17 protein-coding genes are annotated in these 12,626 nt (G+C 32.5%); all 17 read right to left on the bottom strand.

All coding sequences use genetic code 11. The features are described from left to right. Positions 1-74: 74 nt before the first annotated feature. The gene (locus ABD730_RS00725) at positions 75-1,409 is read right to left on the bottom strand and encodes a vitamin K epoxide reductase family protein (protein WP_344711875.1); all 1,335 of its coding nucleotides are present in this window, start codon (positions 1,407-1,409) and stop codon (positions 75-77) included. Positions 1,410-1,507: 98 nt separating this feature from the next. Beyond that, positions 1,508-2,158: a response regulator gene (locus ABD730_RS00720; RefSeq protein ID WP_344712314.1), complete on the bottom strand. Its 651-nt coding sequence runs from the start codon at positions 2,156-2,158 to the stop codon at positions 1,508-1,510. A gap of 344 nt (positions 2,159-2,502) precedes the next feature. Next, the gene (eno, locus tag ABD730_RS00715; protein WP_344711873.1) at positions 2,503-3,798 is read right to left on the bottom strand and encodes a phosphopyruvate hydratase; all 1,296 of its coding nucleotides are present in this window, start codon (positions 3,796-3,798) and stop codon (positions 2,503-2,505) included. A 198-nt stretch (positions 3,799-3,996) separates the two neighbouring features. Then, complete coding sequence (carA, locus tag ABD730_RS00710; protein ID WP_334470385.1) at positions 3,997-5,100, bottom strand: glutamine-hydrolyzing carbamoyl-phosphate synthase small subunit; 1,104 nt, start codon at positions 5,098-5,100, stop codon at positions 3,997-3,999. Between the two features lie 275 nt (positions 5,101-5,375). Continuing rightward, positions 5,376-5,852: a 50S ribosomal protein L17 gene (gene rplQ / locus ABD730_RS00705; RefSeq protein ID WP_215927698.1), complete on the bottom strand. Its 477-nt coding sequence runs from the start codon at positions 5,850-5,852 to the stop codon at positions 5,376-5,378. Positions 5,853-5,911: 59 nt separating this feature from the next. Further along, positions 5,912-6,904 carry a DNA-directed RNA polymerase subunit alpha gene (locus ABD730_RS00700; RefSeq protein WP_115818534.1) on the bottom strand — a complete coding sequence of 331 codons (993 nt, stop codon included), beginning with the start codon at positions 6,902-6,904 and terminating at the stop codon, positions 5,912-5,914. Positions 6,905-6,999: 95 nt separating this feature from the next. Beyond that, a complete protein-coding gene (rpsD, locus tag ABD730_RS00695; protein WP_215927696.1) occupies positions 7,000-7,605 on the bottom strand; it encodes a 30S ribosomal protein S4 in 606 nt (201 codons plus the stop codon). A gap of 213 nt (positions 7,606-7,818) precedes the next feature. Then, positions 7,819-8,202 carry a 30S ribosomal protein S11 gene (gene rpsK / locus ABD730_RS00690; RefSeq protein ID WP_173281865.1) on the bottom strand — a complete coding sequence of 128 codons (384 nt, stop codon included), beginning with the start codon at positions 8,200-8,202 and terminating at the stop codon, positions 7,819-7,821. Positions 8,203-8,302: 100 nt separating this feature from the next. Continuing rightward, on the bottom strand, positions 8,303-8,677 hold the full coding sequence (rpsM, locus tag ABD730_RS00685) for a 30S ribosomal protein S13 (protein WP_215927694.1): 375 nt from the start codon (positions 8,675-8,677) through the stop codon (positions 8,303-8,305). Between the two features lie 2 nt (positions 8,678-8,679). Continuing rightward, on the bottom strand, positions 8,680-8,796 hold the full coding sequence (gene ykgO, locus ABD730_RS00680) for a type B 50S ribosomal protein L36 (protein ID WP_008269159.1): 117 nt from the start codon (positions 8,794-8,796) through the stop codon (positions 8,680-8,682). 55 nt (positions 8,797-8,851) lie between these two features. Then, positions 8,852-9,067: a translation initiation factor IF-1 gene (gene infA, locus ABD730_RS00675; protein ID WP_007094967.1), complete on the bottom strand. Its 216-nt coding sequence runs from the start codon at positions 9,065-9,067 to the stop codon at positions 8,852-8,854. A 78-nt stretch (positions 9,068-9,145) separates the two neighbouring features. Beyond that, on the bottom strand, positions 9,146-10,510 hold the full coding sequence (gene secY, locus ABD730_RS00670) for a preprotein translocase subunit SecY (protein WP_215927692.1): 1,365 nt from the start codon (positions 10,508-10,510) through the stop codon (positions 9,146-9,148). A 9-nt stretch (positions 10,511-10,519) separates the two neighbouring features. After that, positions 10,520-10,972: a 50S ribosomal protein L15 gene (gene rplO, locus ABD730_RS00665; protein WP_215927690.1), complete on the bottom strand. Its 453-nt coding sequence runs from the start codon at positions 10,970-10,972 to the stop codon at positions 10,520-10,522. A 15-nt stretch (positions 10,973-10,987) separates the two neighbouring features. Beyond that, a complete protein-coding gene (gene rpmD, locus ABD730_RS00660) occupies positions 10,988-11,167 on the bottom strand; it encodes a 50S ribosomal protein L30 (protein WP_008269164.1) in 180 nt (59 codons plus the stop codon). Positions 11,168-11,180: 13 nt separating this feature from the next. Continuing rightward, on the bottom strand, positions 11,181-11,705 hold the full coding sequence (rpsE, locus tag ABD730_RS00655) for a 30S ribosomal protein S5 (protein WP_179354566.1): 525 nt from the start codon (positions 11,703-11,705) through the stop codon (positions 11,181-11,183). Between the two features lie 6 nt (positions 11,706-11,711). Further along, a complete protein-coding gene (gene rplR / locus ABD730_RS00650) occupies positions 11,712-12,068 on the bottom strand; it encodes a 50S ribosomal protein L18 (protein ID WP_215927688.1) in 357 nt (118 codons plus the stop codon). 10 nt (positions 12,069-12,078) lie between these two features. Next, positions 12,079-12,621, bottom strand: a complete 543-nt coding sequence (gene rplF / locus ABD730_RS00645; RefSeq protein ID WP_334470434.1) for a 50S ribosomal protein L6 — start codon at positions 12,619-12,621, stop codon at positions 12,079-12,081. Positions 12,622-12,626 lie beyond the last annotated feature (5 nt).

The following is a 12,626-nucleotide window of genomic DNA, read 5'->3' as shown; positions in this document are numbered from 1 at the left end:
TTTTTTTAGATTAAAAACAAGAATCCCAATAACAATTACGACAAGTAAAATTATTAAGACTCTTTTTGGGGCTCTTACCATAACATTATTTTTTTGTGAAATTTATATAAAAATACGTTTTTAAATTTAGCCACCTCTTGCCAAAGATGGCTAATCAAATTATTTAGACTGGCATTATAAAAAATTGAAATATTTAGTTGTTGTTCATATTTATCTAATAAAGATTTGAGTAGATAGTGAGGTTCTTCACAAAATCCACAATATGGACTGGTGATGATACTTATCTTTAAATTAGCATTTTTATTACCAAAAACTAATTTCGTTTCTGGGAGGTTATATCGATCTTCTGATGTTAAAAGCAATTTGAACGTATTATAATTCCTCTTAAACCTATTGGCTTTTAACTCAACAGTTTTTAAATCATTTACTTTTTTTAAGTTTTTTTTTAATGGCAACCATACTGCTGTTAGTAGTGAGATTGTGGCGAAGAACAACAATACGCTAAGCAATCCTATATTAAAGCCAAAATTTGAATGTATTAAAATTACAGCAATAAACTCCAAAATGACAACACCAATGATTGATAAACATATTGGACACCATTTTTTTTCGATATATTTTTGATAATACAATGAGGCAATTATAACAGGTACCGAAAAGAGCAGCACTACAATCTGTAATGAGAAATACGCAGAGTATAGATTTAAAAGTCCCATCAAGAACAACCCAACAAGTTGCGTAGAAAAGAAAAGGATGCCTAGATCGCTAAAGCTTATGGTATCAAAAAATTTCCATTCAGTTGAGTTAACTACAGTTTTACAACTGGTATTAGCTGTTACATTACAAAATTTATTGAAGAGTTCACTCTTTGTGCTAAATAGATCTTTTAGTGCAGCTGTAGAAAATAACAGCCCTAAGATTGGCAATGTGTAGAACAATAGAAACCATTTTTTTGGAGCGGTCAATACTATAACTGCAGTAATTAGTGCTATAGTAACTATTGGTATTATGTAATTGTATTTTGGCTTTGATTTCGCTTTTGGAACTATATTTTCATTCTCCACCAATAATACAATATCGGTCCATAAAGCCTCAAAATCAGTTTTTGCTATTGAATTGTTCTCAACTCCATTAGAATATATAACAGTATCATCCTTTTTTTGAACGTAGGATAAAAAATCTGAGTTACTCTTATTTAATCTTGCAAAGAATTTATTTGGCAATAATTCAATCTCTGACTTATTTACATTAAATGCACCATTCTTAATGTTGAAGAATGTTAAAGTGTCGCTTAATGCTAAAAGCGTAGGGAAATCTGGATGCGAATTAAACTGAAAATTAAATTCTTCTTTATCGAGATATATATCTTCTGCTTCTAAATAATTAAAAAGTGATTTTATATTACTCATATAAGAAATTTATTATAATAAAACAAAAATCTAAATTAGGACAATGAGCATATTTTACAGGATATAAATGCGCACAATAAGTAAGCAAAAACGGAAATCTAAATAAAACCATTTGTTCTAGCTGCCAGAACCAAGTCTCTATCACTATTACTCTCAATATTAAATTTTCGTTTTAAAAGTCGTTTTCTCTTATCTATCGCTGATTTAGACAAATGCACTAACTTTAATAAATCTCTCATATTAGAGCCATTGGCAAGTTCTTTAAGTATTATAACATCATAAGCATCTAACTGAATATTATTGAGCGACTTTTGCTTAATAGCGTTTATTATGGTTTTGCTGTAATGAGTTTCACCAAACAACACCTTGTTAATGGCACTAATATAATTTGAAAAACCTACATCTTGTTTATTTAAAAAGCCCAACGGATTATAGGCATTAATAGTCTGCCTAATTCTATGACTATTAGTATATGACGTAATGACCAAAATCTTAGTATTTGGAAATTGTCCTCTAATGCATACACCCAAATCATCACCAGAATATAAATTAAGCTGTGGAGCTGGTGGTAGACTTAAATCTAAGATGACCAAATCTAAAGGTTTTGCTGCAGAATAGCTTTGAATTTTTTGATGAGCTGTTTCGCAATCCCTAGCACTTTCGGTTTTAAAACACAACTTATCTGATTGGTCTTGCATATATTGAAGTGTGTTAATAATCGCTTCAATAATAATGGGATGGTCATCTATGATTAGGACGTTAATGGATTTTTAATCATAAATATTGCACAGGTTTTAAAGCCTAATGTTTAGGCTATCAAAAAATTAAATATGTGTAATCAACAATGAACTAATTAATCCTTAGGGTAAGAATTTTCATGAAACTAATACTTTTTTCTTACAAATAAAAACCATCTAAAATTAATATTTTAGATGGTTTAGTATATATTCAGCATATTTAGTTGAATAGTCTATTCTAATTGTGTATTTTTCTATACATTCAAAAAAAACACCCCTAAGAGCTTCGCTCGGTAGTTTCAAAACAAAAAATATTTTGTTTCTCACTAATCCTCAAGGGGACAATCCAAAAAAACTTATGCTTTCACCTTAAAAGCATTAGCTCCAGGAAAATAAGCAACACTTCCTAACTCTTCTTCAATACGTAATAACTGGTTGTATTTTGCCATACGATCACTACGAGATGCAGAACCAGTTTTAATCTGTCCGCAGTTTAATGCTACAGCTAAATCGGCAATAGTATTATCTTCTGTTTCACCAGATCTATGAGACATTACAGAGGTGTAACCTGCATTATGTGCCATGTTCACCGCTGCAATAGTTTCAGTTAAGGTACCAATTTGGTTTACTTTAATTAAAATAGAGTTAGCAATACCATTTTCGATACCGCGAGATAAACGCTCTACGTTAGTTACGTATAAATCGTCACCAACCAATTGTACTTTATCACCAATTTGCTCTGTAAGGTCTTTCCAACCATCCCAATCATTTTCATCCATTCCATCTTCAATAGAAATAATAGGATATTTTGAGGCTAATTCTGCAAGATATTTTGCTTGTTCTGCACTTGTTCTTACTACACCTTTATCACCTTCAAATAAAGTATAATCGTATTTACCATCTTTATAGAATTCTGCTGCAGCACAATCTAAAGCAATTTTAATGTCTTCACCAAAGGTATAACCCGCCTTTTCAACAGCTAATTTAATAGTGTCTAAAGCATCTTCTGTTCCTCCGGGTAAGTTTGGTGCAAATCCACCTTCATCTCCAACAGCTGTACTTAAATCTCTATCGTGTAATACTTTTTTAAGATTATGGAAGATCTCAGTTCCCATTTGCATAGCATGTGTAAAGTTTTTTGCTTTAACAGGCATAATCATAAATTCTTGAAAAGCAATAGGAGCATCACTATGAGAACCACCATTAATAATGTTCATCATTGGTAATGGTAATGTATTTGCAGAAACACCTCCAACATATCTGTATAATGGCATACCTAATTCATTAGCTGCTGCTTTTGCAACGGCTAAGGATACACCTAAAATAGCATTAGCTCCTAATTTTGATTTGTTCGGAGTACCATCCAATTCAATCATCATTTGATCAATAGCGTTTTGTTCAAAAACAGAAACACCTAATAACTCTTGAGCAATTGTAGAGTTTACATTTTCTACGGCTTTTAATACTCCTTTTCCCATGTAAGTGTCACCACCATCACGTAATTCAACAGCTTCATGCTCTCCTGTAGATGCACCAGATGGTACTGCTGCCCTACCCATAATACCGTTTTCTGTAGTAACATCAACTTCTACTGTTGGATTCCCTCTAGAATCTAAAATTTGTCTTGCGTGTACATTGATAATAATGCTCATTATTTTTAATTTTAATTTACTATAATTTCTATTGAAATACTGAAACGAGTTCAGCATGACTAGCCTCTAAGCTAGTCAAATTTACGAAAATCTAAGGCGCGAAACTTGACAAAAATCATATTTATGATAATTGCTTACGATAATGATTTCGTAACTAAAAAAACGCAATAAAAAGGGTGTTTTATTGCGTTTTTGGTATTATTTATTTTTAATATTTTCTATAAACTGATCAAATAAATACAAGGAATCATTTGGTCCAGGACTTGCTTCAGGATGATACTGTACTGAAAAACAATTTTTGTCTTTTAGTTTGATACCTGCAACTGTATGGTCGTTTAAATGCACATGTGTTATTTCAACATTAGCATTAGCTTCTGTTTCTTCTCTATTGATAGCAAAACCATGGTTTTGAGATGTGATTTCACCTTTTCCTGTCACTAAATTTTTAACCGGATGATTAATACCTCTGTGACCATTATGCATTTTATACGTTGATATTCCGTTAGCCAAAGCAATCACTTGATGTCCTAAACAAATACCAAATAAAGGTTTGTCTTTTGCTATAATTTCTTTAGCTAAATTAATAGCATCGGTTAACGGTTCTGGATCTCCAGGACCATTAGATAAGAAATAGCCATCAGGATTAAAAGCTTCTAGCTCTTCAAATGTTGCATTATATGGAAACACTTTAATGTAAGCATCGCGCTTCGCAAGGTTTCTAAGAATATTCTTTTTGATACCAATATCTAAAGCTGCAATTTTATATGTTGCATTTTCATCACCAACAAAATATGGTTCTTTAGTAGATACTTTAGATGCCAATTCTAAACCTTTCATTGAAGGGAATTCTGCTAATTGCTTTTTAAGAGCTTCTATATTATCGACCTCAGTAGTAATTACAGCATTCATGGCTCCATTATCTCTAATATAGCTTACCAATGCTCTTGTATCTACATCTGCAATGGCTAAGGTATTATGCTTTTCAAAAAAATCTTCTAAAGAACTATCAGCTGCTGGTCTGCTATAATTAAAGCTAAAATTTTTACAAATTAATCCTGCTATTTTAACATCATCAGATTCACTTTCATCTTCTTTAATTCCGTAATTTCCAATATGTGCATTGGTAGTTACCATAAGTTGACCGTAATAAGAAGGATCTGTGAATATTTCCTGATAACCTGTAGTACCAGTATTAAAACAGACTTCGCCAAAAGCAGAACCTTCTTTTCCTATGGATTTACCATGAAAAATTGTACCGTCTGCTAAAAGAATAAGGGCCTTTTTTCTTTGTTTGTATTTCATTGGTTATGTTATTGAGTCACATTAGTTGGAAGAAATAATTTTAAATACATTTTAAAACACCCCTAAAGTCCCCTCAAGGGGACAATACAACCAAGTAAAATTAATTTTTAATTTTTGCAAAAATCCAAAAAAAAAGGATAAACTGAAACAGTCTATCCTTTATATTTATCAATGCTTATTAACACGCGATAATCGCGATTTATGAAATGCAAAAAACGATTTCAAATTTTGATCAGTGTTGATTTCAAATTCCATTCGTTTTTTTACTAGCATTTTTACTCTTCTTCGTTAGAAGCTTTAGTTTCCGTAGGTGCAGGTGTAGCAGCTTTTGCTTTGCTTCCTCCTCTTCTACTTCTACGTGTTTTCTTCTCTGGTTTAGCAGCTGAATAAAGTTCGTTATAATCTACTAACTCTATCATTGCCATATCAGCGTTATCACCTAATCTGTTTCCTAATTTGATGATACGTGTATATCCACCTGGACGATCTCCAATTTTTGGTGCTACATCTCTAAACAATTCTGCAACGGCATCTTTTTGTCTAAGCTTAGCCATAACAATACGTCTGTTGTGAGTTGTATCTGCTTTAGATTTTGTAATCATTGGCTCAACAAACTGCTTTAAAGCTTTTGCTTTAGCTACTGTCGTGTTAATACGTTTGTGCTCAATTAATGAACAAGCCATATTAGCTAACATTGCTTTTCTGTGTGCTGTTTGTCTTCCTAAGTGGTTGAATTTTTTTCCGTGTCTCATGACATTTGTTTTATCATCTTGCTACTAAACTCGCAAATCGAGGAGCAAAATATGATTAATTAATCTTTATCTAATTTATATTTACTTAAATCCATTCCGAAGTTTAACCCTTTAACGTTTACTAGTTCTTCTAGCTCTGTTAAAGACTTCTTACCGAAGTTTCTGAATTTCATTAAATCGTTTTTATTGAATGATACTAAATCTCCTAAAGTATCTACTTCTGCAGCTTTTAAACAATTAAGTGCACGTACAGAAAGATCCATATCAACTAATTTAGTTTTCAATAGTTGTCTCATGTGAAGTGATTCTTCATCATAAGTTTCAGTCTGTGCAATTTCATCAGCTTCTAAAGTGATACGCTCATCAGAGAATAACATGAAGTGGTGAATTAATATTTTAGCAGCTTCAGTTAAAGCATCTTTAGGATTGATTGATCCGTCAGTTTGAATTTCGAAAACTAATTTTTCGTAATCCGTTTTTTGTTCTACACGGAAGTTTTCAATAGCATACTTTACATTCTTTATAGGTGTAAAAATTGAATCTGTAAAGATGGTTCCAATTGGTGCTGAAGCTTTCTTATTTTCTTCTGCAGGAACATAACCTCTTCCTTTTTCAATAGTTAATTCCATATTGATGTTTACTTTAGGATCTAAGTTACAGATAACTAAGTCTGTATTTAATACTTGGAACCCAGAAATAAACTTCTGAAAATCACCAGCTGTAATTTGATTTTGTCCTGAAATAGAGATAGTAACAGTTTCGTTATCTATTTCATCTATTTGACGCTTAAAGTTAACTTGCTTTAAGTTCAAAATCATTTCAGTAACATCTTCAACTACACCAGAAATTGTAGAAAATTCGTGATCTACGCCTTCTATTCTAACTGAAGTTATTGCAAAACCTTCTAAAGAAGATAATAATACTCTTCGCAAAGCATTACCTACTGTTAATCCGTATCCTGGTTCTAAAGGTCTGAATTCGAATTTACCTTCGAAATCAGTAGAATCAATCATGATTACTTTATCCGGCTTTTGAAAATTTAATATTGCCATATTATTCTTCGTTTTAATTGTTATTTAGTTGCGCGATTTATAAGTATGAAGAAGACAAATAAATCCTTTGGCCAAATACCAATATGATTAGTTTATTATTTAGAGTAAAGTTCAACGATGAATTGCTCGTTGATTTGTTCTGGAATTTGAATTCTTGCAGGAACAGCAACATAAGTACCTTCCATAGAACCTGTATTCCATGTAATCCATTCAAAAACATTGCTAGAGTTTGCTAATGAATTTTGAATAGCTTCTAATGATTTTGATTTTTCTCTAACACCAACTACATCTCCAGCTTTTAATTGGTACGAAGGAATATTTACCTTTTCACCATTTACTGTAATATGTCTGTGAGATACTAATTGTCTTGCAGCACTTCTTGTTGGTGCAATACCCATTCTGTATACCACATTATCTAAACGAGATTCACATAATTGAAGTAATACTTCACCTGTAATTCCTTTAGATGCTGTTGCTCTTTTGAACATGTTTCTGAATTGCTTTTCTAATATACCATAAGTATATTTTGCTTTTTGCTTCTCCATTAATTGGATTGCATATTCAGATTTTTTACCACGACGACGGTTGTTTCCGTGTTGCCCTGGAGGGTAATTTCTTTTTTCGAAGGCTTTATCATCTCCGAAGATCGCTTGTCCGAATTTACGGGCGATTTTAGTTTTAGGACCAGTATATCTTGCCATTTTAAATTTGTTTAGAGAGTGAGTAAAGAATTAAGGTCTTAATCTTATCCTTCTTTAATCGTTAACCTCTCGATTGATACTTGTTATTTTTCAGTTTGCAAATTTATGCAAAATAAACTAATATCAATACATAAATGAATGATATTAGTTTATTTAAAATTTGTGTGAGTTTTTTTAACTAAGACTGACTTAGAAAACTGAATACGATTCAGATTATACTCTACGTCTTTTTGGTGGACGACAGCCGTTATGTGGCATTGGAGTTACATCAATAATTTCTGAAACTTCAATTCCTGCATTGTGAATAGATCTGATAGCAGATTCTCTACCATTACCAGGTCCTTTAACGTATGCTTTCACTTTCTTTAAACCTGCTTCTTTTGCTACGCCTGCAGCATCTTCAGCAGCTAATTGAGCAGCGTAAGGAGTGTTCTTTTTAGAACCTCTAAATCCCATTTTACCTGCCGATGACCATGAAATAACGTCACCTTTTTTGTTTGTTAAAGAAATAATGATATTGTTAAAAGAAGCTGTGATATGAGCTTCACCTATTGCATCAACTATAACTTTACGTTTTTTTGTACTTGCCTTTGCCATTTTATTTTTAGCTTTTAGTATTAGTTAATAGTCGCTAGAATCCTAAACCGTTAAATTTCAAACAGATTCTTTCCAACGTCTAAAGACTAAAGACTATTTATTATTTAGTTACTTTCTTCTTGTTAGCAACCGTTTTTCTTCTACCTTTTCTTGTACGAGAATTATTCTTAGTACGTTGTCCTCTTAATGGAAGACCAGATCTATGACGAATACCTCTGTAACATCCAATATCCATTAATCGCTTAATGTTCATTTGTGTTTCAGAACGTAATTCACCTTCGATTTTAAAAGTTCCAACAGCGTCACGGATTGCTCCTATTTCGTCGTCAGTCCAATCTTGTACTTTTGTGCTTTCGTCAACTTTAGCCGCAGCTAAAATTTCCTTTGATCTACTTCTACCTACTCCGTAGATATAAGTTAAAGAAATCACTCCTCTTTTTTGTTTTGGTATGTCTACACCTGCAATTCTTGCCATATTTACCCTTGTCTTTGTTTGAATCTAGGATTCTTTTTGTTAATGACGTAAAGTCTACCTTTTCTGCGCACTAATTTACAGTCTGCGCTTCTTTTCTTTACTGATGCTCTTACTTTCATCTTGTATTATTTATTACTACTATAGTATGATAGAACCTTTCGGCTATATCTTGTATTAGTATCTATAAGTTATGCGAGCCTTAGTTAAATCGTAAGGACTCATTTCTAATTTCACCTTATCTCCTGGTAATAACTTTATGTAATGCATACGCATTTTACCAGAGATATGTGCAGTCACTATATGACCATTTTCTAATTCTACACGAAACATTGCATTTGATAATGCTTCTATGATTGTTCCGTCTTGTTCTATTGCTGCTTGTTTTGCCATAATATATATTTAGTATTCAGTGATTAAATGCAAATACCTTGCCTAATTTTTAACACTGACATTCTAATGTTTAACATCTTATTGCGCAACCGCTTTTCTATTCTTACCTGTCTTCATCAAGCCATCATAATGCTTATTTAATAAATAAGAATTAATCTGCTGCATTGTATCAATAGCTACACCTACCATAATTAAAAGTGATGTACCACCAAAGAATAATGCCCAACCTTGTTGCACGCTCATTAACTTAACGATAAATGCTGGAAAAATAGCAACTAATGCTAAGAATATAGAACCTGGTAAGGTGATCTGTGACATAATTTTATCTAAATACTCAGATGTTTCAGATCCTGGACGTATACCTGGAATAAATCCACCACTACGTTTTAAATCATCAGCCATTTTGTTTGTCGGTACTGTAATTGCTGTATAAAAATATGTAAATATTATAATTAATAAAGCAAATATTAAGTTGTACCAAAATCCAAACATATCTTGGAAGTTAGATTGCATCCAAATGCCTGTACTTGTATCTTTCAACCAAGCAGAGCTACCTATTAAACTTGGAACAAACATAATTGCTTGTGCAAAGATAATTGGCATTACACCAGAAGCATTTAATTTTAATGGTAAAAACTGACGTGATCCAAATACATTCTTTTCATAACCACCAGAAGCTGTTCTTCTTGCATATTGCACAGCAATTTTTCTAACTGCCATAACCAAGAAAACAGAAGCTAATATGATTAAGAACCATATAACCATTTCAATTAAAATCATCATAAAACCACCATTACCACCTTCAAGTCTAGAGTACATATTTTGTACAAACGATTGTGGTAACGTTGCTATAATACCAACCATAATTAATAATGAAATACCATTACCTATACCTTTATCTGTAATTTTTTCACCTAACCACATAGCGAATACACACCCTGTTACTAGAATAATTACTGATGAGAAGTAAAACATATTTTCATTAAAACCAGGTACTAACATAGCATTAATTGATGACAATCCTGATAATGAAGGAATACTAGCTAAATAACCTGGTGCTTGAACTAAACAAATACCTATAGTTAACCAACGTGTAATTTGAGTGATCTTTTTCTGACCACTAGCACCTTCTTTCTGAAGTTTTTGTAGATAAGGAATCGCAATACCCATTAACTGAACAACAATGGAAGCTGAGATATATGGCATAATACCTAATGCGAATACAGAAGCATTAGCAAATGCTCCACCTGTAAAGGCATTTAATAATCCCATGATACCACCATCCATACCTGCTTGTAATCCACCTAAAGCATCAATATTGATACCAGGTAATACCACCTGAGCACCAAAACGATAAACCAAAAGCAAACCTAAGGTTAGAATAATTCTATCCTTAAGTTCTGTGATTTTCCAAACGTTTTTTAATGTTTCTATTATTTTCATCCTATAATCTTATAAAGTTACAGCTTCACCACCAGCAGCTTCTATAGCTGCCTTTGCCGTAGCAGTAAATTTATGAGCAGTTACTGTTAATTTTGTTTTTAACTCACCTCTACCTAAAATTTTAACTAGCTCGTTTTTACCAACTAATCCCATAGATACAAGTGTTTCAAAATCAACACTATCTTTGATTACTTTTTCATCTACTAACTTTTGTAAAGTATCTAAGTTTATACCTTGGTATTCTACTCTGTTAATATTTGTAAATCCAAATTTAGGTACACGTCTTTGTAATGGCATTTGACCACCTTCAAATCCTAATTTCTTAGAATAACCTGAACGAGATTTAGCTCCTTTGTGACCACGTGTTGCCGTACCACCTTTACCAGAACCTTGACCACGACCAATACGTTTACCTTGATTTTTTACTGAACCTTCTGCAGGTTTTAAATTACTTAAATCCATTGTTAAGTTATATTTTTAAGCTTCCTCTACAGAAACTAAATGTTCAACTTTCTTAACCATACCAAGGATGTTTGGTGTGGCGTCGTGCTCTACTACTTGACCAATCTTTTTTAGACCTAAAGCTAATAATGTTAGCTTTTGTCTTTTAGTACGATTGATTGCACTTTTTACTTTCTTTACTTTAATCTTTGCCATCTTATCCTATCGATTATCCGTTAAATACTTTTTCAAGTGAAATTCCACGCTCTTTAGCTACAGACTTAGCATCTCTTAATTGTAATAAAGCGTCAAAAGTTGCTTTTACTACGTTATGAGGATTAGAAGATCCTTGAGATTTAGATAATACATCGTGTACACCTACTGCTTCAAGAACAATTCTTACCGCACCACCTGCAATAACTCCTGTACCAGGTGCAGCTGGAATAATGTTAACTCTTGCTCCACCATATTTACCTTTTTGCTCATGAGGAATAGTTCCATTAAGAATAGGTATTCTTACTAAGTTTTTCTTAGCGTCTTCAACAGCTTTAGCAATTGCAGTAGCAACATCTTTAGATTTACCTAATCCTTGTCCTACAACATTTGTTTCGTCACCTACAACAACAATAGCAGAAAAACCAAATGCTCTACCACCTTTTGTTACTTTAGTTACACGCTGAACGCCAACTAAGCGATCTTTTAATTCTAGTCCGCCTGGTTTAACAAGCTCTGCGTTTTTATATTTTTGATACATAATGTCTTAAAATTTAAGTCCTGCTTCTCTAGCACCTTCTGCTAATGATTTTACTCTTCCATGATATAAATAACCACCTCTATCAAAAGAAATAGTTTCAACACCAGCTTTCATAGCTTTCTCTGCTACAGATTTACCTACTAATGCAGCTACTTCTGTTTTGTTTCCTTTAGATGCTGCTATGTCTTTATCTCTTGAAGATGCAGCAACTAAAGTTTTACCAGTTACATCATCTACGAGTTGAGCATAAATTTCTCTATTACTTCTAAAAACAGCTAATCTAGGTTTTGTTTCTGTACCAGAAACAACCTTACGGATTCTGTTTTTAATTCTTATTCTTCTTTCGTTCTTTGTCAATGCCATAACTTAATTATTAAGCTGATTTACCTGCTTTTCTTCTAATTTCTTCACCAACAAACTTGATACCTTTTCCTTTGTAAGGTTCTGGTCTTCTAAAACCGCGAATCTTAGCTGCAACTTGGCCAACCAATTGTTTGTCAAAAGACGTTAATTTAATAATTGGATTTTTACCTTTTTCTGATACTGTCTCAACTTTTACTTCTGGAGCAATATCCATAACGATGTTATGAGAAAAACCAACGGCTAAATCTAATTTTTGTCCTTGATTTGATGCTCTATAACCTACACCAACCATTTCTAGTTCTTTGGTCCAGCCTTTTGAAACACCTTCTATCATATTAGCAATTAATGCTCTGTAAAGACCATGTTTTGCTCTTAAATCTTTCTTGTCAGAAGCACGCTCTAATGTAATAGTACCGTCTTCTAATTTAATCTGAATATCTGAATACTCTTGAGTTAATTCACCTAATTTACCTTTAGCAGTAATTAAATTATCCTTAATCTCAACTGTGACACCTTCAGGAACTGTTATTGGGTTTTTACCTATTCTTGACATAATTT

The sequence above is a fragment of the Winogradskyella damuponensis genome (assembly GCF_039538385.1).
GTDB lineage: Bacteria > Bacteroidota > Bacteroidia > Flavobacteriales > Flavobacteriaceae > Winogradskyella > Winogradskyella damuponensis.
Note: the sequence above shows the minus strand (reverse complement) of the source record. Positions and strands in the feature narration are given on the sequence as shown.

Coding starts and splice junctions, on each gene's coding strand:
- ABD730_RS00725 (WP_344711875.1), bottom strand. CDS start 1,409: ATGAGTAATATAAAATCACTTTTTAATTATTTAGAAGCAGAAGATATA.
- eno (WP_344711873.1), bottom strand. CDS start 3,798: ATGAGCATTATTATCAATGTACACGCAAGACAAATTTTAGATTCTAGA.
- carA (WP_334470385.1), bottom strand. CDS start 5,100: ATGAAATACAAACAAAGAAAAAAGGCCCTTATTCTTTTAGCAGACGGT.
- rplQ (WP_215927698.1), bottom strand. CDS start 5,852: ATGAGACACGGAAAAAAATTCAACCACTTAGGAAGACAAACAGCACAC.
- ABD730_RS00700 (WP_115818534.1), bottom strand. CDS start 6,904: ATGGCAATATTAAATTTTCAAAAGCCGGATAAAGTAATCATGATTGAT.
- rpsD (WP_215927696.1), bottom strand. CDS start 7,605: ATGGCAAGATATACTGGTCCTAAAACTAAAATCGCCCGTAAATTCGGA.
- rpsK (WP_173281865.1), bottom strand. CDS start 8,202: ATGGCAAAGGCAAGTACAAAAAAACGTAAAGTTATAGTTGATGCAATA.
- rpsM (WP_215927694.1), bottom strand. CDS start 8,677: ATGGCAAGAATTGCAGGTGTAGACATACCAAAACAAAAAAGAGGAGTG.
- ykgO (WP_008269159.1), bottom strand. CDS start 8,796: ATGAAAGTAAGAGCATCAGTAAAGAAAAGAAGCGCAGACTGTAAATTA.
- infA (WP_007094967.1), bottom strand. CDS start 9,067: ATGGCAAAACAAGCAGCAATAGAACAAGACGGAACAATCATAGAAGCA.
- secY (WP_215927692.1), bottom strand. CDS start 10,510: ATGAAAATAATAGAAACATTAAAAAACGTTTGGAAAATCACAGAACTT.
- rplO (WP_215927690.1), bottom strand. CDS start 10,972: ATGGATTTAAGTAATTTAAAACCTGCAGAAGGTTCAGTAAAAAATCAA.
- rpmD (WP_008269164.1), bottom strand. CDS start 11,167: ATGGCAAAGATTAAAGTAAAGAAAGTAAAAAGTGCAATCAATCGTACT.
- rpsE (WP_179354566.1), bottom strand. CDS start 11,705: ATGTATCAAAAATATAAAAACGCAGAGCTTGTTAAACCAGGCGGACTA.
- rplR (WP_215927688.1), bottom strand. CDS start 12,068: ATGGCATTGACAAAGAACGAAAGAAGAATAAGAATTAAAAACAGAATC.
- rplF (WP_334470434.1), bottom strand. CDS start 12,621: ATGTCAAGAATAGGTAAAAACCCAATAACAGTTCCTGAAGGTGTCACA.